Source organism: Gemmatimonadota bacterium, from assembly GCA_016714015.1.
In the GTDB taxonomy this organism is placed as follows: Bacteria; Gemmatimonadota; Gemmatimonadetes; order Gemmatimonadales; family Gemmatimonadaceae; genus Pseudogemmatithrix.
Window position 1 is genome coordinate 21859 of record JADJNZ010000006.1, and the last position, 25010, is coordinate 46868.

Consider the following 25010-nt stretch of genomic DNA (forward strand, 5'->3'; position numbering starts at 1 on the left):
TCACGCAGTCGAATAGACATAAGCACCCTAGTCGGGGACGATGTAGACGGTTCCAGCCCTCCAGCCTTCATGCCGCTGCATCGCCCGAATCAGCGCGGACATGGTAGTCTCGGTGAGTGTCGACAGCACGGTGTTCGCTGGGAGACCGGTCGCGTCGGTGAGAACGCGAAGGTATGCTGCCTCGTCATTCCCGTCCGACGCTGGCGCGTACCGATGCACCATTTGCTGGAGCGTAAGGGGCTGGTAGTCCGGTCCCATCAAGTTGCGCCAGTGCGCTTCGTTCCCTTCTGCGACTGTGTTGAAGACGGCGAATCCACCGACGCGACCGACGGCGAGCCTTGACGCTCGCTGGTTTCCAGGATTGTTGTGCCGCCAAGCGGCGCTTCCCCCCCTCCGTACCTCCGCGGATCCGTCGGCGCAGTAGATGGTGGTTTCGCGCCTGCCCGTTCCCCGCGCAGAATCTGCCTGAACACCTTCGGGACAGAGGCCAAAGGGATCTGAGACATTCACCGGATCTCCACCGGCGAAGCCGTAGAGATTCAGTCCCCCCGCCAGCCCGATCGGGTCCATCTGCGTGGATTGACCCGCGCTGGATTCTAGCCGCGGTTGAAGCCGACGGCGGTCACGGTGGGGCGACCGCGGCTTCAAGCATCGTTAGGTTGCCCAGGATAGCTTGTTCGCGCACGCTACATGGGTGCAATCAATCTCGGCGCACGACTCGGAAATCATCGTCTCCGTTTCCTAGAACACCGTCGGCACCTAGAGAGAGCAAGAGCAACTCCTTCCCGTTCTTCGATCGTGACACGACTATCGGCCTGCCCCACCCGTCTTTCGCCCAGCTTGCGTTGGCAGGAACAGGCCCCAGCGTCGACTGAAGGATCTGCTCCATCGAGCTCGGCAACACTGACGTTGACTCCGCGATGGCTGTTGATGCACGGGTCAGAAGGAACAATCCGAGAGATGTCAGCGAATCCGGACCTACAAGTGCGACCGCGGTGCCGAGATCGGTAACGGGCGCTGTCCTCATCTGAGGCGCTCTTGACGACGAACATCCGAGCGAGAATCCAGCGGCGGCGAGTACCGCAACACTACTTCGACATCTCATGGCATCCTCGGTGGTGCGGAGCAGGTGTAGTGAGTCTGACCGATGAGTGCGGCGCCGGCTTCGTGCACAGTCCGGCTCGCCGCACTCTTCTCGTACGATGCCGTCGCCTGCGCCGGCGTCATGCCCTTGAACAGCTCAACGTGCCCCAATTCGTGGCTCAGCACGAAACCCAGACGAGGACTGAAGAAGAAGTTCCCGGATGCATGCCCACGGTTCACGAAGATCTGGTCGGGGGCAGAACGATAGGGCACCCCAGCTTCTGTCCTGCGGCCCAATTCCGAAGCACCGAGGTCGAAAGCGCGAACGTCTCCCGCGTAAAGCATGCTCTGGAGTCTGCTAGCGAACTCCGTCGACAGACAACTGTACGTCGCCTCAACCGCGTCCCATTCGTCGTCTTTGAGCCCGCCGGGGCACTCGCCACCCTTCTTGAGCGAGTCGGGACACAGACCGAAAGGGTCGCCGAAGTTGATCGGATCCCCGCCCGCATACCCGTAGAGATTCAGCCCCCCCGAGAGCCCAATCGGGTCCATCTGCGTGAACCGCCCCGAGCCCGATTCTATCCGCGGTTGAAGCCGCCGGCCGCCCCGCTGGAGCGGCCGCGGCCCAACGCGTCGCTAGGCGATTGCATGAAACACTCACAGCGGAGAGCGGCTAGACGCCCACGTGTTCGAGATAGGCGAGGCAGAGCCGAGACCGGAGATACCCGACCGCATCGTCGTCTCGGTCGCGGCACTGCTATCTGTTTGCCGACGACGAACGATTCCTCGTTAACTGAAACTCGCCACTCACCGCTCCACCGTCGACGCCCCAGCTGCCGTGGGCCTCGCTGCCCCGAACTAAGCCGTGGAATCCCGCTCCGGCATCCACCACATGAGGCGCAAGGTTGAACCCAAACTCGCTCCCGCTGACTCTCCCCGCAAAGCGCTGCGGGCTTGGTGGCATGGCACCAAGCCAAACCCCGAGCACACGCCAATCGGCTGAGTAGGAGCCGAAGATCGAGTCACCAGCCACACTGTCGACCTCTAGACTCGCGAACACAGTGTCTTTGAGGGTTCCGGAGTCGCGCTTCGCCTGTAGCGACGGACTGCGCGTCGCCACGTGCATCGCAAGCTCGTAGGTCTGGCCGTTCTGCCAGAAGGTAGCACCATCTGCACGCGCGCATGCCGCGATCGCCGCGCTCACGAGCGCCAGCCGTAGACCTGCGCGACGACACGTTGACCATGTCATAGTGGTGGTCTCCCTGTGTTCACGGCGAGCGCGTGCGGGTTCCATTCGCTTCGTCGTAGAACAGGCGAATGCCCCCTCGTGCCGAGGAAGGTAGCTGACCACGAATCAGGTTCTCATACCGCAGCGAGCATCGCGAGCTTGCGGGATGCGCGCCCCCGCACGACCTATCAATCACACCGAAGTGCCCGGCAGCATGTGACATCTCGTGACCCATCACGCTTGCCGCTGTAAAGAAGAAGCGTGTCTCGCCATTCTTCTGAAGGTCGTAGTTGCCTTGGTTCAAGTTCCGAGGATTGAAGATGATTGTCGACGTCGTCGCGTCAAAATGGTTTTGTACGCCGAACTCCATCTCCTGTTCAGTCGCATCGCGAATCGTCAATGTCACGCTGCGGTCCGCGTCCACCTTGTCGTACCATTCTCTGAATGTGCTTGAGTTCTGTCGGAGGTAGTCCACCGTCGCCTGAGCGTTGTCGCCCCGTACAATGATATCGGCTGGCGAGAGTCCGAACGGATCCCCGAAGTTGATGGGGTCCCCACCCGCATACCCGTACAGATTGAGTCCACCCGCGATCCCGATCGGGTCCTGCTGCGTGGACTGACACGTTCCCGAAGCTGACCGCCGTTGAAGCCGACGGCCGCCCCGGTGGAGCGGCCGCGGCTCAACGCGTCGTTGGCTCTTGTACCTATCTCGTCCGCACTCAAGGCGGAATTCGTCGTCGCCATTCCCCAGAAGCCCATCAGCCTGAGAGAGCAGGAGCAGTGTGCTCCCATTCATCGAGCGAAACAACGAACGGTTTACCCCACGCATCCCGCCCGAACGTGGGATGCGAGTTGATCGGCAACGACCGGAGCACCTGTTCCATCGAGTTTGGTAACTCTCCTGCCCTCCGCGAAAGTCGCGGCTGAAAGCGCCAGCATCGACAGTGAGAGCCGAGTCAGCGAATCAGGGGCGAGCGGTCCGGGCCTCTGTGCGCGTCGGTCAGGACCTCTTCCTGCAACTGTGGCGATTCCGGCGTCACCTGCGCCATTGAGCAACCGGTCAGGATCAAGACGAACGTGAGACTGGCTGAAGTCAGCGAGCGTCTCATGGCTCCCCTCGTCGCCGGGGGTACACTTGTAGTTTGCGTTTGCGATCAAATCTGCGCCCAACTCGTGTGTTCCTCTGTACCGTAAGTACTCTGCGGTCGCGGCCGCAGGCGTCATTCCTCTGAAAAGCTCCATATGTCCCAGCTCGTGGCTGAGCGCCCATCCGAGTCGCGAGTCAAAGAAGAAGTTGCCATGCCGGTAGCCGCGATTCACATAGATCCGATCGCAGCGGCGGGTGGCACCGCAGCCCACATCTTCCCTCCTTCTTCGGACGCGCTGAGGTCGATGGGTCGGATATTGCCGGCGAACAGCATTGTCCGTAGCTGAGTCGCGTGTGCCTCGGATTGGCACGCGTAGGTGGCCTCGACCGCGTCCCACTCCTTCGTTGTGAGGCCCCCAGGACACTTCGCCCTTCGAGGTCTTTACAGAATCCGGACACAGCCCGAAGGCATCCGAGAAGTTGATGGGGTCCCCACCCGCATACCCGTACAATTGAGTCCACCACGCGATCCCGATCGGGTCCTGCTGCGTGAAACACCCCGAACCCGAATCTAACCGCCGTTGAAGCCGCCGGCCGCCCCAGTGGGGCGGCCGCGGCCTAACGCTTCGTTAGGCTCCGCCAAGATTCACCTCAGGAACCGCTGCTACAATGTCATCCTCCGTGCCCCAGCGCCTGTCAGGACCTGCGCTGCGGAGCAATCGTTGACTCGATGCGGTGCCTTCGAGGCGAATCGGGGTGCCCCACGCATCTCTCTGCGCCGATTCGCGCTCGCTTTCGCTCAGGTACTCCGGCAAGACATCTCCAAGCGCGCGCGGCGGCGCACCGTTCTTCGCGACGAACTGACCCAGCAGGCGGTTCAACTGACGGAGACGAAACTCAGTCAGCTCGGTCGAGTCAGCAAAGATCATCTCATCAGTGTCGCCGCGAAGCACCGCTGCGCTGTCGACCACCGAATCGCTAGAGGACTGCTGCCGGCTGCAGGAACCCGTGGATACGAGAAGTCCCAGAGACGTGGCAATCATCACGCTCGTCCGACGAATCATCGACGTGAACCTCATCGGCAGGGAAGCTGGCTCGGAACGCGGGTGCTGCCTCGGGCGCTGGACAACATGCTCTCACACGCAAACGCCTCTGCGTCGATCTCCATCGGTCGTAGTCTCCAAGGCATCCGAGCCTCTGAACGACGAATGGACATCGCAGTGCTCGCACTCACTCCCGTAAGCTGAGTCGTGTGTCGGTACTCGTGCGCGACCAGCTTGGCGAGATCTGCCGCTCCTAGGTCGAAGGCGCTGCCGTAGAAGGTGTTGGTCATCAGAGTTATGTCGCCTGATACGGGATCGCCCCGGCCCATTATTCCCGCATCGGACTCCTCGCCAGCATGAATCTCACCCGCTGCCAGCTTCGCCCGAACTAGCGACGCGACATCTGAGCGCAACCACCCCGCGGCCTGATCGACTGCCTCCCATTGCGGAACCGAGAGACCGCCGGGGCAGTTGCCACTCCTATCTCGCTGTGCCTCGGGACACAACCCAAATGGGTCCGAGAAGTTGATGGGATCCCCACCCGCATACCCGTACAGATTGAGTCCACCCGCGATCCCGATCGGGTCCTGCTGCGTGGATTGACCCGCGCTGGATTCTAGCCGCGGTTGAAGCCGACGGCCGCCACGTTGGGGCGACCGCGGTCCAACGCGTCGTTAGGCACCACAGCTACGCCTGCACTTATGCCGCGCGCCGCGTGGCCGAGTACTCGTGTATCTACTTCTGTGAGTACCGTCGAAACGCGGCGCCTACGGCCGGAGCCAGGAGCGCACATACGGCGCTCGCGCCTAGCGCAATCAACAGTAAGCCTCCAATCCTGTGAGGTGACGCTCCGTCGTGAAAGAACTGCCCTCGGCGCATGAGGATGCTTGACCCGAACACGAGAAGTGCAGCCACCAGCACCGCGAGGCCTGACGTGAGGGCCGACGACAGCGCCCAGCGGACGCGCGCCCGGGTCGCCGCCCTTGCGGCAATACTGATATAGACGACAGTCGCAGCGCCGAGACAAAGCAGCTTTGCTGTCTGTCGCAGAGCTGAGCTGAGCGACGCATCATTCGCTGCGGCCAGCCACCCGAGATCGAGCAGCAGATACAAGAGCGCGCCCACTACGACCAGCGGTCGCTGAACTGCGCCCACGGCATCTCCAAGCTGAGAGTAGTGTGTCATCACGGCTTCGGCGTCGGAACTGTTGTCGGAGACGGATACCTGACAACTACTGTGATCGGCCCCTGATGCTGTTGCAGGTAGGAAACAGCATTTCCTCACGGAAGCAGACATCGATGCACCCGGCTGAACCGGGCTTCCGCCCTCCGTGCAGCATGATGCGGTCTCGGCCGTGCGTGTTCGTACCATCACTAGCGTGTAGCGGGACGCGGAAGTTACCCCAATCGCCGAGCTTGTTTCGGACCCACGCCTTGACCCCCGTCACGTGCGAGATCTCCTCGGGATTCAACGTGTACTCGCCCTCGGGGATCGGCCCGGTCCAGGCCTCGTTCTGCTGCGAGGCCGCTGTTCCTGGGCGTCCTGAGTAGGCCCGCCCGCGCCAGAGCACGGTCCCATCATCACCAATCAGAGTGAGTGCGTTTCCGTCGTACCTGAGCGTGTCAGCCGAAAGTCCGAACGGATCGCCGAAGTTGATCGGATACCCACCCGCATACCCGTACAGATTGAGTCCACCCGCGATCCCGATCGGGTCCTGCTGCGTGGACTGACACGTCCCCGAAGCTGACCGCCGTTGAAGCCGCCGGCCGCCCCGGTGGGGCGGCCGCGGCTTAACGCGTCGTTCGGCTACAAATCGCTATCAGGACCGACCCTGATGCCAGCGCAACTGCTCATCCAGGAGACGGCGACTCTTCGGCCCCAACATGTCGGCGACTGCTGCGATGGCCTCCGGCTCACCCCGAATGCGCTCAAGCACTGACACTCCAGCAGCTTCCGTAAGTCGCGGATCTGAACTCGCAGCCATCTCTTCGAGCACCTGAAGCGACGCGTACAAGTCGTCCGAGGATTGACTCTTCACCGCGGAGATAATCGACTCAGCGAGCACGCTTCCTGCCAAGACGTGCTGCGGGATCGCATCAGGCGCCCACCACTCGCGGAGCTCGCGCAAGCGCGCACGCTGCGACACGAGTCGCTGTTCTAGATCGCTGTCTAGTTCATCCCAGCTGAGAGATCTCATTCCGGTGGCTTGGTGTTGATTGCGTCTTGTAAGTCGTCTGCGATTGCATTAGCTGTTGTGCGATCGGCGTCAGAGAGATTCTCACGCTTGAGGAGCTTGCGCACTTGCGCCAAGCGCTGGGCCGCCTTCTGCAGATGGCTCTTTCCCCCCACTCGTGCACCAGTCAGGATCTCGTATCGCAGCGCACCGGCGGTGCCACCCGGAATCTCGTCCCCCGATCGAAACAGATGCGTAATTGCATCATTGAGCGCGGCGTTCTCTGCCGTTGGCGCTTCGTCCGCGAACCTACTCGCGCGGCGGGCGAAGCTAACTGCTCTGGAGTGTCGAACTCCCGCCGCTGCTCTCGATAGGACGCCTCGCGCCCCATCCAGCGCTGAGAACAGCACCATCCCAATCGCCGCGGCACCATCATAGCAGTTCGTTCCAACCGACACTTCGCTTCCTGAATCCCCTTCGTCCCACGGACACAATCCGAACGGGTCCGACAAGTTGATGGGATCCCCACCCGCATACCCGTACAGATTGAGTCCACCCGCGAGCCCAATCGGGTCCTGCTGCGTGGACTGCCTCTCGTCGGCTCGCAGTGGCGAGTCTGCCGATACGCCTCTCGCGGATCGCTCGTCGTGTAGGGCGTGAGCTAAGGGTCTCTGGCGCTTCGACGAGCGCGCGAGGGAGGGAAGATGATGTGGTAGTGGTCGGCCGTGGGAAACCCGAACACTCGCCCGACCCCCACACCGTCATACCGGAATGCGGCCAAGCCCTCGCCGTCTTCGACTAACTGTCCGGAATCGCAAGTCGTGATCAGCAGTGCGACGTATAGGCCTTCGCGTTCAAAGAATCGAGTGCAAGCCGCTCCGTAGCCCAGTCGCGCGCTGACGCTGTCTGCGCTGGCGCGCACCAAGCCCGGAACGTCACGCACGGCCCGCTCCACGAGCGTATCCGAATCGGACACTCCGAACTCCCGTGCCCCCGTCTCGGCCAGCACGAGAAAGCCTGGGGGATCGAGCGCCGACGAGAGCCCGTACCTCTGGCAACTCACCGCCGACGTGACGGCAGTCGATGCAGCGATCCAGATGGCGACCAGTTCGATGCACGAATGTCGCTTCACGGTGAACACCCTGCTGTTGAGTTCGACCACCGCTGATAGCAAGTCGTCTGGAGTGCACCAGACTTGTCGATGCGCAGACGATAAATGCTTTGACCGCTAATGATGTAAGAACTGACTCCCCGTCGTTGTGGACTAGAAGCATTTCTGCGATCGGCTCCGCTTGGAGCGTCCAAGAAGTAGAAGTCGCGGCGCCCGGGGCGCGGGTCGTCGCGACCTGCACTGTTGTGGGTGTGATACTGAAGGAGCGCGCCGGCGGGGCGCGCACCAGCCGAGCTACTGACGAGATTGCCTGCCGACAGCGAGCACGCGTCGACTATGCACCAGCCCGCTACTTCATTCTGGTAGCCTGGGTACTCGGCGCTGTTCGGTGCCTCCTTGTAGGCGTCTTCCAGTTGCTGTCGCATGTAGTCGTCGTCGAGGTGCTTGTCACCTGTCCTCTTGTTGCATGGCTCGGAGTTTTTCGGGGGACAGAGCTTGAACGGATCCGAGTTGTTGATCGGATCGCCACTCCCGTACCCGTACAGATTCAGTCCGCCCGCCAAGCCAATCGGGTCCATCTGCGTGGACTGACACGTTCCCGAAGCTGACCGCCGTTGAAGCCGACGGCCGCCCCGGTGGAGCGGCCGCGGCTCAACGCGTCGTTGGCTCTTGTACCTATCTCGTCCGCACTACAAGCCGGAATTCGTCGTCGCCATTCCCTAGAAGCCCATCAGCTCCGAGAGAGAGCAGGAGCAGTGTGCTCCCATTCATCGAGCGCGAAACAACGAACGGCCTACCCCACGCATCCCGCCCGAACGTGGGATGCGAGTTGATCGGCAACGACCGGAGCACCTGTTCCATCGAGTTTGGTAACTCTCCCTGCCTCTCCGCGAAAGTCGCGGCTGAAATCGCCAGCATCGACAGTGAGAGCCGAGTCAGCGAATCAGGGGCGAGCGGTCCGGGCTCTCTGTGCGCGTCGGTCAGGACCTCTTCCTGCAACTGTGGCGATTCCGGCGGCACCCGCGCCATTGAGCAACCGGTCAGGATCAAGACGAACGTGAGACTGGCTGAAGTCAGCGAGCGTCTCATGGCTCCCTCGTCGCCGGGGTACACTTGTAGTTTGCGTTTGCGATCAAATCTGCGCCCAACTCGTGTGTTCCTCTGTACCGTAAGTACTCTGCGGTCGCGGCCGCAGGCGTCATTCCTCTGAAAAGCTCCATATGTCCCAGCTCGTGGCTGAGCGCCCATCCGAGTCGCGAGTCAAAGAAGAGGTTGCCATGCCGGTAGCCGCGATTCACATAGATCCGATCCGCAGCGGCGGGTGGCACCGCAGCCCACAGCTTCCCTCCTTCTTCGGACGCGCTGAGGTCGATGGGTCGGATATTGCCGGCGAACAGCATTGTCCGTAGCTGAGTCGCGTGTGCCTCGGATTGGCACGCGTAGGTGGCCTCGACCGCGTCCCACTCCTTCGTTGTGAGGCCCCCAGGACACTCGCCCTTCGAGGTCTTTACAGAATCCGGACACAGCCCGAAGGCATCCGAGAAGTTGATGGGGTCCCCACCCGCATACCCGTACAAATTGAGTCCACCCGCGAGCCCGATCGGGTCCTGCTGCGTGAACCGCCCCGTATTCGGATCGACCATCCGGTTCCGCCGATACAGCAAGCTTGATTGGTCACGCTTTCCTTCGATCAACGTGCCGTGCCACGCCTTAGGAACATAGCTCCGACGCCCCATGCTGAACCACCCGTGGGGCCAGGGCACCTCGACGCACCGCGTCACCCCGGCATCGACCTCGCACTTCTCGTACGCGCCGTCCGCGAAGCTACCGTTCTCCGCCATCCCGCGGGCGTTCCACTGCGGGACGACCACGAAGGGTGCCCAGGTCTTCAAGGAGACGCTGGAGAGCTCGCGCATGCGGTACCCCACGCGCACCAGACTGAGGGGCTGGTCGAGCGCGAGTCCGAAGGTGTAACCTACGCGGCCCCACATCGGGTTCTGGTCCCAGCCGGATCCGTTCCCGGGGCTCGGCTGCGCCGCTACCGTGTCGATGTCGTTGTCCAGCACCGACGCCGAGGCCGACTCGTCACCGGGCACCTGGATCTCCCACAGCTCTTGCGCACCGTCCCAGACCGTCCGGCGCATGACGTTCACGAAGCAGTCGACGAGGTACGTGGTCTTCGCGTCGTCGTTGCACCAGCGGCGTGACCGGACGAGCACGCGCCGTCCCAACGGATCATACCGATACTCCTCGAACGTCATCATCTGCGGAACGGTGAGCGGCAATGACGCGTAGAAGCCGGATTGCCGCCGATCAACTGCGTAGAGCCGACCGAGCCCGTCGTAGTAGGACATGCGGTCGTCCGCGCCACGGCTGCCCTGCGCGAACCACGACTCGCAGCGCTGGTTCCCGGCCGCGTCGTAGGTGAGCGAGTCATAGAGCCGGCTCGAATCGACACGCTGCCGCAGGCGCCCGGTGCCATCACCGAAGTACGCATAGGATTGGATGTTCGCCGTCGGCGGCACGCCGACGCCGTCGAGCCCGGCGTACTGCAGTGTCGAGCTCACGAGGTTCCCGAGCGCGTCGTTGACGAAGGACTCCTGGGACTGCGCCGAAACCGCGACGCGCCCGGACATGTAGGCGTTGGCACTGTCGTGGAAGGCGCTGGTGCGCAGATGGCCGATCCCGCTGTAGCTGAACTCCATGGAATCCCGGATGTCCAGGGTGTTCTTGCTGCGGAGCAGCTTGCCACGCGCATCGTAGGCCATCCTCACGCTCCGGAGGAACGTATCCGGATGGCTGATAGTCACCGTGCTGCTGTTGTGCACGAAGTTCTTCCAGCTGCTCGGGGCTCACGTCCCCCAACAGCCGGTGGCGCCGGGTGGGGTGCAAGTCTTTGATCGGGGACACAAGCCCCGCAGAGGCGACCTCTCGGCTCGGAGGGTTTCGCCCTCCCGATGCGATACGCCTCCACGCGCCGGAAGCAGGTCTCGACCGCGACAGCTCCTCGAACACGAAGGGGCGCCCGACCCCCTGGGTCGGGCGCCCCGCTCCACATCCCGCGACCGTTACCGCGCGGCGATCAACCGATCCCGCAACCGCCCCAGCCGACGCTTCACCGAGCCGTCCATCACGGTGTCCCCCACGCGCACCACGACCCCGCCGAGGATCCGCGGATCGACCGTCACGTGCGGCACCACCGTCTTCTTGAGCGCCTTGCCGAGCGCGGCGGTCATCGCCTCGCGCGTGGCCGCGTCGAACTCGCGCGCCACCGTCACGCGCGCATGCACCCGCCCCTCGGCCTCGTCGAGCAGATTGTGGTACTCCACCGCGATCTCGGGGAGGAGCATCTGCCGGCGATTGGTCACCAGCTTCTGCACGAACCGCACGAAGTGCGGCGCGGCACCGGCGAGCGCCTTGCCGAGCACGGCGGTCTTCTGCGTGGCGCTCACCTGCGGCGCCTCGAGGAAGTGCCGCAGCGTGGCGTCACGCTCGACCGCGTCGCCGAGGGCGCTCACCGTCGCGCCCCAGCCGGCCGTGTCGTTCGCCTTGCGGGCGAGGGCGAGCAGGGCCTCGGCGTAGTTGCGGGCGATCGAGGTGTCGCGCATCACTTGGCCCCGAGCGAGCCGAGGTACTGCTCCACGAGCGCGCGGTCCGACGCGCCATCGAGCTTCTGCCCGATGAGCTTGCCGGCGCCGGCGAGCGCGAGGTCCACGGCTTCCTTGCGGAGCTCGTCGATCGCCTTCGACTTCTCGCTCTCGATCTCCTTGCGGGCCCGCTCGAGGAGCTCGGCCTGCTGGGTGCGCGTGGCCTCCAGCATCTCGCCGCGCATCGCCTCGGCCGTCGCACGCCCTTCGGCGATGTAGCGCTGCGCCTCGGTGCGCGCGGCCTCGATCGCCGCCTTCTGCTCGGCGACCAGCTTGGCGGCCTCGGCGCGATCGCGCTCGGCGGCGGCCATCGCGTCACGGAGCGCCTGCTCGCGACCGTTCACGGCCTCGAGGATCGGGCCCCACGCGAACTTCCAGAGACCGCCCAGGAGGAGGACGAAGACGATGATCGTCCACGTCATCAGGCCGAGGTGCGGATCGAGCAGCCCGGGCTTCGCGCCCGCCTCGGCCGCGAAGGCCGGAGCAGCGGTCAGCGAGAGCAGGGCAAGAACAAGCAGCGAAGAGCGCATGTGTAGAGGAGGTATTGAGTCGTGAGCGAGGCGCTGTGCGGCCACCCCGCATTCATCCTTCGACCTTCAGCCTGCATCGCGCAGGCGCGACCGCGGCGGCAGAGCCGCCGCGGTCACGCCAAGCACTTAGTTGAACTTGCCCTGGATCTGGAACGCCACCACGACGCCGAACAGCGCCGCACCTTCGATGAGCGCCGCGAGGATCAGCGCCGCCGTCTGGATCTTGCCGGCCGCCTCGGGCTGACGCGCCATGCCCTCGACCGCCTGGCCGCCGATGCGACCGATGCCCATGCCCGCGCCGATCACGGCGAGGCCGGCGCCGAGACCGGCACCGATGAGCGACAGACCCTGGTTGTTGTTGGCGACGGTCTCAGCCGCGGCCTGGAAGAACGGGAAGAACGCCATTGGAGGAACCCTTGAGAGTGTGTCCTGCGATTGACCTGCGCGACCGGGTGGTCACTCCCCGCCAACGGGCTCGCGCCCAGCGGGATTCGTTCGGCGGGCGCCGAACTACGGATGGAGGCTGAAGGATGAAGGATGAAAGCTCACCACTCCCGACCTCAGTCTCCGGCCCAACACCTTCATCCTTCAACCTTCAGCCTTCATCTCAGTGATGCGCCTCCCGGATCTGCCCGATGAACACCGAGCTGAGCAGCGTGAAGATGAACGCCTGGAGGAACGCCACGAACAGCTCGAGCACCATGATCATCACCGCCATCAGCAGCGGCGCGCCCGAGATGATGTTCCCGAACGTGAAGATGAGCCCCATGAGCGCGAGCACGACGATGTGACCGGCGGTCATGTTCGCGAAGAGACGGATCGCGAGCGCGAACGGCTTGGTCAGCTTCCCGATGATCTCGACCGGCGTCATGATGAGGAACATCATCGGCCGCATCACCATCGGCAGGTCGTTGTTCCAGTAGAAGATCGTGTTCAGGTAGCCGAGGCCGTTGGCGCGCATGCCGGCGATCTCGACCGTCACGAAGGTCATGATCGCGAGCATCGCCGTCACCGAGATGTTGCCCGTCGCGGTGGCGCCGTAGGGCACCAGGCCCAGCAGGTTGAGCGTGAGGATGAAGAAGAACGCCGTGAGCAGGTAGGGCACGAAGCCCTCGCCATGGTGCCCCACGTTCGGGAGGATGACCTCGTTGCGGATGTAGAGGATCATCGACTCGATCGCGTTCGCGAAGCCCTTCGGCGGGTCATTGCGGAGCGCGGCCTTCTTGTGCGCCCGGCCCACGGAGAACATCACCACGAAGAGCAGCGCCGCGCCGATCCACAGGAACACCACATGCTTGCTCGGCGAGAGGTCGATCTCCAGCGGCCCGACATGGATCGGCGCCCAGTGCGGCAGCGCGTACTCCTTGAAGAACGGGAACTTCCAGTACGGCAACTCGATGTGGTCCGAGTTGGTGATGTGCGGCGTGATGATGTCCACCGGGCCGGCCTCGTGCTCGCCGGCGGGCGCCGCATGATCGCCCTCGGCGGCCGGGGCGGCATGCGCGGTGTCCGGCGCCGCGGAGTCCGCGACGGCGGTGGTCTGGGGCGCCGCGTGCGTCTCCTGCGCGCGCAGGGGCGCGACGGCGAGGAGGACGGCGGCGAGAGGGGCCAGCAGGCGGAACGATCCGGTCTTCATGATTGCAGGAAGAGAGGCTCGACGATCATCGTGACGAACAGGAATCCGACCAGGCTCAGGAGGGCCGGCCCGGAGGCCAACCCCAGCGCCGGGATCCCGACGAAGGCATGCACCATCACCACCGCGAAGCGGATCAGCGACCCCAAGCCCCATCCGGCGATCGGATTGGACTTCACGAAGGGCTTGGCGACCGCGTACGAGACGAGCTGCACCCCGAACGCGATGACCGCGCTGCTCCACACCGCCTTGGCCAGCTCCGTCCCGGGCTTCAGGGCAGTGATGCCCCAGGCCCCGCCGAAGATGACCACTGCCGCGAGGCCGGCGAACAGGAGGCCCCGCTTCACTGCTGCTGCTTCTCCCGCTTGGCCCGCGCTGCCGCTTCGTCGCGCTTCTGGTCGGCCATGAGGTTCCGGTACATCGAGTAGAAAGCCGCCCCGGCGCCCGTGAAGACGCCCACGTACAGGAAGATCGGCGCCGTCCCCAACCTCCGGTCCAACCACTGCCCAGCGTAGAGGAAGACGACGATGGAGGCCGCGAACTGGATCCCCAGACCGGCGTACCGTCCGGCCGCCCCCATCGAGCGGGCCGACCCCTCGCCCTCCAACCTCGCCAGCGCTTCCGGCAGAGGCACCTCGGGCCGCGGTTCGGGCCCTTCGGACGAGCGGGGGGATTCGGCCATTCCAGCCTCGAATTCTAGGAGCTTGTGAAAAAAAGCGCAAGCGACGCACCCACCCTGTCCTTAGGGGTGGAACTCACCTTCTCGGACCCCGGCCCGACACTAGCGAAAGGCACCCTTCGTGCCCTCGCGGAATCGTCCCTCCGGGCACCGCGTCGAAAGACGTACTCGGCGACCCTTCGCCGGACCGGATCACCCCATGCGCTGGACCCTCCGCCGGAAGCTCTCCGGCCTCGCCGCCGTCGGTGTCGTCGGCACCCTCCTCGTCGCCGCCGCCGGACTCACCGGCCTCCGCGCGGGCCAGCGCAGCGCCGCCGCCCTCGTCGCCGGCACCCGGCTGCAGCGCCATCAGATGGACGTGGACATGATGCACGACGCCATCCGCGCCGACGTCCTCGCCGCCATCCTCGCCACCCGCGACACCGACGCCACCGCCCTTCAGGGAACGCGGACGGAACTCGCCGAGCACACCGAGCGCATGCGCGAGTCCGTGACCGGCATGCGGGCGACCACCGACACCGGCATCGTCACCGCCGTCGCCGCCGTGACCCCGGTGCTCGACCGCTACCTCGCCTCCGCCGACGGCATCGTCGCCGGCCGCAGCGGCGACCTCCCCGGCTTCCTGCAGGACTTCGCCGCCCTCGAGCAGCAGCTCGAGCAGCTCGGCGACCTCATCGCCGCCACCGCCACCCGCACCGAGCAGGAATCGGCCGCCCGGCTCGATCGCTTCTCCTGGATCATGGGCACCGTCGCCCTCGCGGTGCCGATCGTCCTCCTGGCCCTCGGCCTCTGGCTCGCCGGCCGCATCGCCGACACCGCGCACCGCGTCGCCGTGCGCGTCGCTCAGCTCGAGTCGAGCGCCGTGCACGCCCTCGGCGCCGCCATGGAAGCCCTCGCCGATGGCGCCACCGACCGCGCCGTCGCGCTCGGCGTCGCGCAGGAGCCGGTGGACGGCGACGACGAGATCGCCGAGGTCGCGCGCTCGGTGAACTCGATCATCGCCCGCACCGCCGAGACCGTCGCGAGCTACGATCGCGCGCGCGCCGCCATCGACGAGGTCTGCGCGACCACCACGCGCCTCACCGCCGCCGCACGCGCGGGCGACCTCGCCGCCCGTGGCGATGCGGCCAGTGTCCACGGACGCTACGCCGCCATGGTCGAGGGCCTCAACGCGACGCTCGACGCCGTGGTGCTGCCCGTGCAGCAGGCCACCGCCGTGCTCGAGCGCATCGCCGCCCGCGACCTCACCGCCCGCGTCACCGGCGAGTTCGCCGGCGACCACGGCCGCATCCGCGACGCCGTCAACGCCGCCGCCGACGCCCTGAGCGGCGCCCTCACCGAGGTGCAGCAGGCGACCGACCAGGTCTCCACCGCCGCCGAGCAGATCGCCGAGGCGAGCCAGCTGCTCGCGCGCACCGCCAGCGAGCAGGCGGCGAGCGTGGAGGAGATGACGTCGAGCATCCATGTGTCGTCGGCGGCGGCCAACGGCGTCGCCGAACAGGCGGGACGCGCCCACCAGGCGACCGCGCTCGCCACCGCAGGGCGTGAGGCGGGCGAAGCCTCCATCACGCGCCTCGCCGCGGCGGTCGCCGAGATCGAGCGCTCGGCGCTCGCCTCGGCGCGGATCGTGAAGGACATCGACGCGATCGCGTTCCAGACCAACCTGCTGGCGCTGAATGCGGCGGTGGAGGCCGCGCGGGCGGGCGATGCCGGCCGCGGCTTCGCGGTGGTGGCGGACGAGGTGCGCGCGCTCGCCATGCGCGCGGCGCAGGCGGCGCGGCAGACGGGGGACCTGATCCAGGAGAGCGTGGACCGCGCGAGCGCCGGGGCGGCGAACACGCGCGAGGCGGTGGAGCGGTTCAGCGCGATCGGCGAGCAGGTGACCGTGCTGGAGGGGCTGGTGGCGGGGATCGCGCGGGCGAGCGACGACCAGGCGCGTGGGCTCGAGTCGCTGAGCGATGGCGTGGACCGGTTCAGTGCCGCGGGCCAGGACACCGCCGCGCACGCCGAGGAGACCGCGGCGGCGGCGGAGGAGTTGCATGGGCAGACGTCGATGACGCGGGCGATGGTGGCGACGTTCACGTTGCCGGGCGATGCGCGTCCGTCGCAGCACCCGAAATCCCGAACACACCCCGAACAGCGGTATCCACACCGCAGCCGTGGGAGGGCGTCAGATTCGTGACCGGAGTCCAAGTGGCGATTCCAGAGCCACTTAGCCGTTACCTCCGATTTGACGAATCGTCATGGTGTTGATAAGTTCGAGTCGCAATGTTGGACAGCGGATGTCGCCCGCATCTGTATGTCCAGAACGCCGATCGAGACGCCGCCGCGATGATCGCCAAGGTCCCCTTCACTCTGCTCGCCTCTGCCGTGCTCGCGTTCGCGTGCGGGCCGCGTGCGCGCAACGAGTCGATCGCGCGTGATGAGATGCAGCGCTCGACGCGCGTGGATCCGTCGAAGCCGTTGGTGGCGACGCTCGCGGTGCGCGTCGAGGAGGAGGTGCACTTCGACTTCGCGGTGGTGAACGAAGGGAAGAAGAAGCTCGAGGTGGATTTCGCCGACGGTCGCACGCACGAGGTGGTGGTGCTCGACTCGATCGGTCGCGAGGTGTGGCGCTGGAGCGAAGGGCGGTTCTTCACGCAGGCGATGCAGAACCGCGTGCTGCGCGCGAGTGATGCGCTGCGGTTCGACGAGGAGTGGGAGGCGCCGATGCCGGGGAAGTACACGGCGGTGGCGACGCTGGAGAGCCGGAACTATCGGACGGAGCAGCGGACCGAGTTCGTGGTGGCGGCGCGGTGAACGGAGGATGAAGGTGGAAGGATGAAGGGGGAAGCGAGATCGGGCGGCCTGCGATGCGGGTCGCCCTTGTTCTTTGTGGGGGTGGTCGCGTGCGACGTCGATGCCGCGGCGGGGCCGAAGGCGCCCGCGCAGGCATCGCGCCGTCAATCGTGCCGCAGCGCGACCTGCGGGTCGAGTCGCGCCGCCCGACGCGCTGGCACGAAGAGCGCCAGCGTCGCCACGGCGAGCAGCACGAGTGGTGCGACCACGAAGGTCGCGACGGTCGTCGGTCCGGTGCCGTAGAGCACGCCGCGGATGAGCGTGAACGAGGCCGCGGCACCGGCGATGCCGATCACGCTGCCGAGCAGCACCTGGCGCAGGCCCTGCCCCATCACGAGACGCACCACGCGCTGCGACGTCGCCCCGAGTGCGATGCGGATGCCGATCTCACGCGTGCGTTGCCCCACCGAGTGCGCCATCACGCCGTAGATGCCCACCCCCGCCAGCAGGAGACCGAGCGCGCCGAAGAGTCCCAGCGCGCCCCCCGCGAGCCGCGCCGGAAGCAGTGCGGTGCCGAGCTGCGCGGCGAGCGGCTGCGGGCTCACCACCGGCAGCTGTGGGTCGAGGGCGGCGACCCCTTCGCGGAGCAGTCGCACGAGCTCCTGCGGATCGCGGTCGCCCCGCACCACCATCTGCATGGCGGAGGTCCAGTACTGCGCCTGCGGGAAGAACATGAACGCCCGCGGCTCCTCGCCGAGCGACATGTACTTCCCGGTGGGCACCACCCCCACCACCGTGAAGTCGCGCCCGGCGGTGCGCACCGTGCGGCCGAGCGGCTCCGTTCCCGGCCAGAACCGCTCGACGAAGCGCTCGTTGACGACCACCACCGGCACGGCGGCGCTGTCGTCCTGTGCGGTGAAGGCGCGCCCGCGGCGGATCGGCGTGTCCATCGCCGCGAAGTAGTCGGGACTGATGCGCCCATAGTGGATGTGCATCCCCTCCCCTTCGGCAGCGACGTACCCCGGGATCTCCACCAGGCGATCCGAGCTGCCGATGCCGAGCGGGAGCGCGTCGATCATGCCGACGGCGCGAACCCCGGGCTCCGCGCGCAGCCGCTCGAACAGCGAGGCGTAGAACCGCTCGGTGCGGGCGCGGTCGTACCCCTGCAGGGACGGGGAGACGGTCGCCGTCGCCGCCCCAGCGAGTGTGAAACCAACGTCCAGCGTGGTGGCGGCACGCAGATTGGAGACGAAGAGGCCGGCGCAGGTGAGCAGGATGATGGAGAGCGCCATCTGCGCGACGATGAGCCCGCGCTGCACCCGCGACCGCCCGCCGCCCCCCGCGGCCTCTCCCTTGAGGGCGGGCACGAGCGACGGCCGCGTGGCCTGCAGCGCCGGCGCGAGGCCGAAGAGCACGCCGGCGATCACCGTCACGCCGAACGTGAAGCCGAGCACGGTGGGGTTGAGTCGGAGGTCGGGACGGAAGCTGATGGCCATGGGGAGCGAGATCTGGTTCGCGAACCCGATCGCGAGCGACGCCACGAGCAACCCCGCGGCCCCGGCGAGGAGCGAGAACACGAGGCTCTCCACGAGCAGCTGCCGCACGAGCTGCGCGCGCGACGCGCCGAGCGCGAGGCGGATCGCCATCTCGCGGGCGCGGTCGTTCGCTCGCGCGAGGAAGAGATTGGAGACGTTCACGCAGGCCACCAGCAGGAGGAGTCCCACGACCGTCATGATCACGGCTGAGAGCCCCACCTGTGCCGACCGGAACGACGGATGGATGCCGGCCTCGGACTGCAGCACGAGGCGCATGCCGCTCTTGGCGTAGTCGTCGGGATGGAGCGCGGCGAGTTCGGCGTTGACGGCGGTGAGGCGGGCGGCGGCCTGCTCGCGGCTCACGCCGTCCCGCAGTCGCGCCACCACGTTCATGAAGTTGTTGCCGCGGCGATCGAGCGCCCCCGCGCGCTCCGGCATGATCGCCTCCATCTGCATCAGAGGCACCCAGCCCACCGGATCGATGACCGGGAGGACGCCGCGGAACTCCGGCGCCGCCACGCCCACCACCTGCATCGTGCGCCCGTTGAGGAAGATCTCCTCGCCGACCGCGTCGCGCGCATCGCCGAAGAGCGTCCGCGCGCCCGTCGCACTCAGCACCACCACGGGGTGCGCGCCGCGCCCGGCATCCTCCTCGTCGACGAAGAATCGCCCGTGGGCTGGTCGCGCCCCGAGCGTGGCGAAGTAGTTGGCCGAGACGACCATCCCCATCAGCTGCTGCGGACGCTCGCCCGACGAGATGTTGAACGGGGCGAAGGACCAGGTCGCGACGCCGGAGAGGACGTCGCCGGTGCGTTCGCGCACGTCGAGGTAGTGCGGCACCGAACTCGAGCCGAACGGGATCCCCGGCGCGGTGCGGAAGACTTGCACGATCCGCTCCGGCGCCGCGGTGCCCGGCAACGGCCGCAGCAGCAGCGCCTCCACCGCCGAGAAGACCGCCGTGTTGAGGCCGATGGCGACGGCCATCGTGAGGATCACGATCGTGGTGAAGAGTGGGTACTTCACCAGCAGCCGGCCGGCGAGTCGGAAGTCGTGCAGGAGCGTCTTCATGGAGGACCTGGCGGTGCGGGACGGGGGTTCGGCTTCTGCTCACTGTACGAAGCGGACTCGCCGCGGGCTTCTCGCTGCGGGCACCCTGAACGGTCATTCGTCACGGCTGGGCGGGCGCTCGTCACTTGGACCGGCCCGACGCATCCTTCCGTCGCGCGGTGATGTCGAACGAGCACTCGCCCCCTCACCGCCCGGAGTCGCACCATGGTCGCACGGATGCTGGTCCTGTCGGTCGCGTTCTCCTGCGCGGGCGGACGAGCCGGCCGCGCCCAGGCACCATCGTCGCGCGGCGCGACGCTGCCGCAGGTCACGCATCTCGCGCTCGTCGCGCGCATCGATCATGATGCGGAGACCCTCGACGGCGCCGTCACGCTCACCCTGCGCAACGCATCGGCGACGCCACTCCGCCAGGTCCCTCTCCTCCTCAACCGGGTGATGCACGTGCGTGGCGCGCGGATCGCGGACGGCGCACCCGCCTCCGTCCGCCAGCAGGTCGTGAGCTTCGAGGAGATGCGCATCTTCCAGGTGAACGCCGTCACGGTCGATCTGCCGAGCGCGGTGCCGCCCGGCGCCACCGTGCGCCTCACCGTGGACTACGACGGCCCGGTCGCCGGATACACCGAGGTGGGGATGCAGTACGTCCGGGACCGCATCGCGCGCGAGTTCACCATCCTGCGCGAGGATGCCTTCGCCTTCCCCGTGGTCGGCGTCCCGTCGCTCACGGCGCTCCGCGGTGCTCCGCGGGGGCCCTTCGCGTTCGACATCGCGCTGACGGTGTCGTCGGACCTGACCGTCGCGTCCGGCGGCGAGATGGTCGGGCGCACCACCGACGGCAGCACCTCCACCTGGCGGTATCGGAGCCGCGGACCGGCGCCCTTCCTCCTCGTCGCGATCGCTCCCTACCGCGTCGCCGAATCGGACGGCGTCCGCGTCTACCACTTCCCCACCGACTCGAGCGGCGCCGCGCGCGTGCTCCGTGCCACGCACAGCGCCACCGCGCGACTCCGAACGATCCTCGACCCCCTCGACGCGCCGCTCGCCCTGTCCATCATGGAGATCCCCGACGGCTGGGGCTCGCAGGCGAGCCTCACCGGCGGGATCATCCAGGAGGCGGACGCGTTCCGCGCGGGGGCGGCGCTCGGGCCGCTCTACCACGAGCTCGCGCATCTATGGAACGCGCGGGACCTCGACGCACCGAGTCCGCGCTGGGACGAAGGCCTCGCGATGTTCCTGCAGGATCGTCTCGCGCGCGAGCTTGACGGTTGGGCCGACGACTCCGCAGCCTGGGAGCGCGTCGCCACGCGACTGGTCGCCGAGTGCACGGCCGACGTCCCCTGCGGACAAGTGCCGCTCCGACGCTATGGCGCCGAACGGATGACCGACCATTCCTACGGGGTCGGTCGCCTCATGTTCGCGCGCCTGTACGAGGTCCTGGGTGAGGCCGCCTTCGACCGGGCCCTCCGTCGGCATGTCGACGCGACGCGGGCGACGGGCTCCAGCACGGACGCGCTCGTGCTCGCCTTCGTCGAGGAGGGCGGGATCGAGGCACGCCGGATCCTCGACGACTGGCTCGAGTCCACGCGATGGGTGGCAGAGCTCCGTCGCGCGGGCAGCTTCGCCGCGATGGGTCCCGCATCCGTTCGCGAGGACCACGTGGAGGGGGTGGCGCCCGTCCGTGACCGACGTCCGTCTATGCCTCTCGCGGAGCCACCTCGTACGTGGTGATCTCGAGCTCGTGGCCGTTCGGGTCGCGCAGATAGATGGAATGCGCGATCTGGTGGTCTTCCTGTCGGTACTCGATGCCCAGGTCCTTCAGGTGACGCTGCGCATCCAGGAACGCCTGAGCACTCGCCCGGAAGGCGACATGCCGGATCGCCAGCGAGCGCTTCCCTGGCCTCACGTCGGCCTCCTCGCTCGGCAAGGGGAACAGCGCAAGCGCGGTAGATCCGATGCCAACGACGGCCGGAAAGTCACCCCACACCTCCTGGTGCAAGCGCTCGAGGCCGAGAACCCGCTGGTACCACGCGACCGAGTCGTCGATGTCCCGCACCGCAAGTGCGACATGGTCGATGCCATCCAGTCTGATCATGCTCCCCTCCCTCCGACATGTGTGTGCGCGCGCGGCCTCGGGAGCCGCATTGCACCCCTCGATCCGACCGTCCGTCACTTCGGCGACCGAGACGCGGTCGCGTTCGACATCTTGCGCACCTCCCACGCTGAGGATCGCGCTCGATGTCACGTGCACTCCTGACCCGGCTCTCCACGGTGGTGGCCCTCCTCGCCTCGCTCGCTTGTTCCACTCACGGCGCGCAGAGGCCGAGCTCGCGGCTCGCGCCCGACGGCGCGTCGCCGCCGACGTCACCGCCGGTCGCCCATCGCGCCGGACTGGAGCGATTGCAGTTCCTCGTGGGGAGGTGGGCGCTCGTGCGTCCCGCCGCCGCTACGGACTCTGCCGGGATGGCGCCGACGGCACCGCTCGCGGTCGAGCCGTTCCTGAATGGGAAGTATCTGCGCCTCACGGGCAGGATGGGAGGGCCGGCCTTTGAGCTGCTCATCTCCTACTCCACGAGCGATCGCCGCTATGCACTGGCGATCCTCGACGAACGATCCGGCGTGTTCGATGTGTACGAGGGGGATTTCGATTCGGCTGGCCGCTTGGTGCTGACGAACCCGCAGTACTTCCGGATCACGTTGCAGCCGGTATCGACCGGAGGCTTCGCGTGGATCGGGTCGTACTCGCCCGATCGCGGTGAGACCTGGCGTGTCACGGACCGATACCAGGTGGCACCCGCGGCCTCGAGCGCGGATGGCTTCGATCGACTGCGCTTTCTCTCCGGTGCGTGGGACGCCGAACCCTGGGAGGCCGGCGCCGATGGGCGCCTGTCCAAGGGTCCTCCGATCCCGCTCGACTTCACCGCCGGGCTCGGCGATCGGTATCTCGAGCTCCGTGGGGCGGCGAGTGGCGTGGAGTTTCGCATCGTCCTTTCGCACTTCGGTCCTGGGTCCCGCTATCGCGCGGCGATCCTCGACAGTGAGTCGGGATACATCCACGTGTATGAAGGAGACTTCGACGCCGACGGCCGCCTCGTGCTCACCAGCCCATTGCACTCCCGCATCACGATCACCAGGCAGCCGGACGGCGGGATCGAATGGATCGACGACTCGTCGGTCGACGGCGGGCGTTCGTGGAGGACCAACACGATCTATCGCATGCACCGGCGGCGGTGATCGCCGCCGGCTCTCAGGGGGCCAGCAGCGTGGCACGTTCAAGGACGCGGCCACCGAGGATCACCAGGTCGATGCCTCGGTACGCCTCGATCGAGCGCAGGGGGTCGTCGCGCAGCAGCAGCAGGTTGGCGCGTTTGCCGGTCTCGATGGAGCCCAGTTCATCCGCGAGGCGGAATGCGCGCGCGTTCCCGCGCGTGGCGGCGTGGAGGATCTGCGCGAGCGGGATGCCATTGCGCGCCCACGTCTGCATCTCGAGGAATCCCGCGAGCCCGGGTGGCTGGCTCCATCCGAATCCACCGACCGCGGTATCGGAGCCGAGCAGGAGGCAGGCGCCACTCGCCGCCCAACGCGCGACCTCTCGCGCGAACCGCGCATTGACGTGCGCGAGGATCCGCGTGGCCTCGACCGCGAGCGCATCCACGGACATCGGTGTCGCGCTGATCTGCGATCCGAAGCGCCTGAGGAACAGGGCACGCTGCACCTGCGCTTCCGTCCGAAGGTAGTCGAGGTAGTTGCTGGAGAGGACCTCACGCAGGCCACCCTGCTCGAGGAACTCGGGATCGAACAAGGTGGCGGTGCCGAGGAGTGTCATCGCGGTCGGCTGGATGCAGACCGTGCTGCTCGCGAGCGAATCGGTGAGCGCCGTGACGTCGCTGGGCACCTCACCGCCGGCGCGAAAGGAGCCTGGCCACTCCCAGAGGCCGTGTGCGAGGACGTCGACACCGCCCGCGAGCGCGAGACGCTGACCTGCGGGCGTGGTCGCATGCATCACGACGGGCATTCCGCGCCGATGTGCCTCGGCGACGACCTCGCGCACGATCTCGAGGGACGGCAGGCGGAAGTCCGGCCGCTCCGGTCCCGGCCACCACAATGCCTCCTCGTGGTAGAGCTTCACGCAGCGCCCGCCCTCCTCGGCGATCCGCCCGACGGTCGCGGCCGGGGTGTGCGCCGCGGGGTCGAATCCCGGTGGGAGCTCCGGCGTGGTGAACCGATCGTGCAGGAAGTTCGAGAACGCGACCAGGAACTCCGACGGATCATCGAAGTCCGTCGCCATGAAGTCGTTCGACAGCACCAGTCCCTGCCCGCAATGGAACAGGTCGGGATGCAGCGGCGCGGACTCGAAGCGCCGATTCGCGGACGACACCGAGTTCAATTCGACGACGCTGGTGAAACCATAGGCCAGGAAGCTGCGGGGCAGTTGCGTCTGGTACGCGCCCATCAGTTCGGCATGGCGCGCGGTGTAGCGGCGATCGAGGCCGGGGGCGTGGTAGAGGTGCACGTGGCTGTCGATCAGCCCCGGGATCAGGAAGCGACCGCGCCCATCGATCGTCTCGCGTGCGGCCATCGCCGGCCGCTGCGGCTCGACGGAAAGGATGCGGCCATCCCGCACGCAGACCGTGGCCGTGCGCGGTCGGGTCTCTGCTGGTACCGGCGCCGGTGAGATCACCGCGGCATCGGTGATGCACAGGTCGGCGCGTCCGTCCTGCGCCGTGAGGGGGAACGCAACGGCGGTGAGCGCGATGGCGCGAAGCAGGAGTGTCATGTCGCAACGTACGGCGTCGCCGCCCGATACGTGTCTGGCGCTGATGATGGTCGTCCCACCGAGGCGGCCGTTCGTCCCTCGACGTGAGGGTGGGACCGGGCCTCTGCGGATTCCTGTGTCTGAGGCCGGTCGGTGATCAGGTGTGATCCGTGAAGCGACTGCCGAAGAGCATGGCGAGATACGGCATGACGGCCCTCCAGCGTGAGTCCCGCGCCGCCGCGACCGCCTTCCGCTCCTTCCAGCTCCCAAGTTGAGGCGCTGCCGGACCAGGTGCACGGCGCCGTCGTGCACCTGCGCCTGCGGGAAGACCGTCGTGATCGCGTCCGGGAAGCCGACCAGGCCATCGACGAGGGCGATCAGGATGTCCTCGACCCCGCGGCTCTTGAGCTCGGTCATCACGCGGAGAAAGAAGTCGGCCCCCTCGGTCTGCCCGATTCGGAGGTCGAAGATCACGACCGGGTCGATGCGGTCCAGCGGCCGCTGCTGCCAGGCGGTCTCCTCCTCCATCACCTCGGCCGTCACCGCGCTGATCACGCTCGGGGAGACCTCGACCTGATCGAGCTGCTCCAGGTGCGCCTGGCTCTCGCGCACCGAGACGCCCGCGCGTAGAGCGAGAGCACGTTCGCGTTGAACTGAAGGAGCCG

22 protein-coding genes are annotated in these 25010 nt (G+C 66.8%); 4 read left to right on the forward strand and 18 right to left on the reverse strand.

Going from position 1 to position 25010, the window contains the following annotated elements:
- Positions 1 to 27: 27 nt before the first annotated feature.
- From IPJ78_12360 to IPJ78_12430, 15 genes are all read right to left on the reverse strand, one after another.
- On the reverse strand, positions 28 to 570 hold the full coding sequence (locus tag IPJ78_12360) for a hypothetical protein (GenBank protein ID MBK7907333.1): 543 nt from the start codon (positions 568 to 570) through the stop codon (positions 28 to 30).
- 531 nt (positions 571 to 1101) lie between these two features.
- Positions 1102 to 1635, reverse strand: coding sequence for a hypothetical protein (locus tag IPJ78_12365; GenBank protein MBK7907334.1), 534 nt, complete (start codon positions 1633 to 1635; stop codon positions 1102 to 1104).
- Positions 1636 to 2351: 716 nt separating this feature from the next.
- Positions 2352 to 2786, reverse strand: a complete 435-nt coding sequence (locus tag IPJ78_12370; GenBank protein MBK7907335.1) for a hypothetical protein — start codon at positions 2784 to 2786, stop codon at positions 2352 to 2354.
- A 1241-nt stretch (positions 2787 to 4027) separates the two neighbouring features.
- Positions 4028 to 4477 (reverse strand): hypothetical protein, encoded by a 450-nt coding sequence (locus tag IPJ78_12375; GenBank protein MBK7907336.1) that lies wholly within the window; start codon positions 4475 to 4477, stop codon positions 4028 to 4030.
- Positions 4474 to 5022 carry a hypothetical protein gene (locus IPJ78_12380; protein ID MBK7907337.1) on the reverse strand — a complete coding sequence of 183 codons (549 nt, stop codon included), beginning with the start codon at positions 5020 to 5022 and terminating at the stop codon, positions 4474 to 4476. Before IPJ78_12380 ends, IPJ78_12375 begins: the two co-directional genes overlap by 4 nt.
- A gap of 650 nt (positions 5023 to 5672) precedes the next feature.
- The gene (locus IPJ78_12385; protein MBK7907338.1) at positions 5673 to 6011 is read right to left on the reverse strand and encodes a DUF2778 domain-containing protein; all 339 of its coding nucleotides are present in this window, start codon (positions 6009 to 6011) and stop codon (positions 5673 to 5675) included.
- Between the two features lie 623 nt (positions 6012 to 6634).
- Positions 6635 to 7222 (reverse strand): hypothetical protein, encoded by a 588-nt coding sequence (locus tag IPJ78_12390; protein ID MBK7907339.1) that lies wholly within the window; start codon positions 7220 to 7222, stop codon positions 6635 to 6637.
- A 53-nt stretch (positions 7223 to 7275) separates the two neighbouring features.
- A complete protein-coding gene (locus IPJ78_12395) occupies positions 7276 to 7776 on the reverse strand; it encodes a hypothetical protein (GenBank protein ID MBK7907340.1) in 501 nt (166 codons plus the stop codon).
- A 1034-nt stretch (positions 7777 to 8810) separates the two neighbouring features.
- The gene (locus IPJ78_12400; protein ID MBK7907341.1) at positions 8811 to 10493 is read right to left on the reverse strand and encodes an RHS repeat-associated core domain-containing protein; all 1683 of its coding nucleotides are present in this window, start codon (positions 10491 to 10493) and stop codon (positions 8811 to 8813) included.
- A 300-nt stretch (positions 10494 to 10793) separates the two neighbouring features.
- Positions 10794 to 11333: a F0F1 ATP synthase subunit delta gene (locus IPJ78_12405; GenBank protein ID MBK7907342.1), complete on the reverse strand. Its 540-nt coding sequence runs from the start codon at positions 11331 to 11333 to the stop codon at positions 10794 to 10796.
- Complete coding sequence (gene atpF / locus IPJ78_12410) at positions 11333 to 11902, reverse strand: F0F1 ATP synthase subunit B (GenBank protein MBK7907343.1); 570 nt, start codon at positions 11900 to 11902, stop codon at positions 11333 to 11335. The genes IPJ78_12405 and atpF overlap by 1 nt, the downstream gene beginning before the upstream one ends.
- 126 nt (positions 11903 to 12028) lie before the next feature.
- Positions 12029 to 12307 carry an ATP synthase F0 subunit C gene (gene atpE, locus IPJ78_12415; GenBank protein MBK7907344.1) on the reverse strand — a complete coding sequence of 93 codons (279 nt, stop codon included), beginning with the start codon at positions 12305 to 12307 and terminating at the stop codon, positions 12029 to 12031.
- Between the two features lie 202 nt (positions 12308 to 12509).
- Positions 12510 to 13538 (reverse strand): F0F1 ATP synthase subunit A, encoded by a 1029-nt coding sequence (gene atpB, locus IPJ78_12420; protein ID MBK7907345.1) that lies wholly within the window; start codon positions 13536 to 13538, stop codon positions 12510 to 12512.
- Positions 13535 to 13882, reverse strand: a complete 348-nt coding sequence (locus tag IPJ78_12425; protein ID MBK7907346.1) for a hypothetical protein — start codon at positions 13880 to 13882, stop codon at positions 13535 to 13537. The genes atpB and IPJ78_12425 overlap by 4 nt, the downstream gene beginning before the upstream one ends.
- Positions 13879 to 14217, reverse strand: a complete 339-nt coding sequence (locus IPJ78_12430; GenBank protein MBK7907347.1) for an AtpZ/AtpI family protein — start codon at positions 14215 to 14217, stop codon at positions 13879 to 13881. Before IPJ78_12430 ends, IPJ78_12425 begins: the two co-directional genes overlap by 4 nt.
- A gap of 196 nt (positions 14218 to 14413) precedes the next feature.
- Between IPJ78_12430 and IPJ78_12435 the strand changes: the two genes are divergently transcribed.
- Positions 14414 to 16396, forward strand: a complete 1983-nt coding sequence (locus IPJ78_12435) for a methyl-accepting chemotaxis protein (GenBank protein ID MBK7907348.1) — start codon at positions 14414 to 14416, stop codon at positions 16394 to 16396.
- Between the two features lie 149 nt (positions 16397 to 16545).
- Positions 16546 to 17013: a hypothetical protein gene (locus IPJ78_12440; protein MBK7907349.1), complete on the forward strand. Its 468-nt coding sequence runs from the start codon at positions 16546 to 16548 to the stop codon at positions 17011 to 17013.
- Between the two features lie 143 nt (positions 17014 to 17156).
- Here the strand turns inward: IPJ78_12440 and IPJ78_12445 are convergent, their stop codons facing one another.
- Positions 17157 to 19595, reverse strand: coding sequence for an ABC transporter permease (locus IPJ78_12445; protein ID MBK7907350.1), 2439 nt, complete (start codon positions 19593 to 19595; stop codon positions 17157 to 17159).
- A 204-nt stretch (positions 19596 to 19799) separates the two neighbouring features.
- On the opposite strand from IPJ78_12445, the gene IPJ78_12450 reads away from it, so the two are divergent.
- A complete protein-coding gene (locus tag IPJ78_12450) occupies positions 19800 to 21320 on the forward strand; it encodes a hypothetical protein (protein MBK7907351.1) in 1521 nt (506 codons plus the stop codon).
- Here the strand turns inward: IPJ78_12450 and IPJ78_12455 are convergent.
- Positions 21286 to 21834 carry a VOC family protein gene (locus IPJ78_12455; GenBank protein ID MBK7907352.1) on the reverse strand — a complete coding sequence of 183 codons (549 nt, stop codon included), beginning with the start codon at positions 21832 to 21834 and terminating at the stop codon, positions 21286 to 21288. The two genes, IPJ78_12450 and IPJ78_12455, sit on opposite strands and share 35 nt — an antisense overlap.
- On the opposite strand from IPJ78_12455, the gene IPJ78_12460 reads away from it, so the two are divergent.
- The gene (locus IPJ78_12460) at positions 21828 to 22823 is read left to right on the forward strand and encodes a hypothetical protein (GenBank protein MBK7907353.1); all 996 of its coding nucleotides are present in this window, start codon (positions 21828 to 21830) and stop codon (positions 22821 to 22823) included. The two genes, IPJ78_12455 and IPJ78_12460, sit on opposite strands and share 7 nt — an antisense overlap.
- Positions 22824 to 22836: 13 nt before the next feature.
- Here IPJ78_12460 and IPJ78_12465 read toward each other — a convergent pair whose 3' ends face one another.
- The gene (locus IPJ78_12465; protein MBK7907354.1) at positions 22837 to 24957 is read right to left on the reverse strand and encodes a transposase; all 2121 of its coding nucleotides are present in this window, start codon (positions 24955 to 24957) and stop codon (positions 22837 to 22839) included.
- Positions 24958 to 25010: the final 53 nt, after the last annotated feature.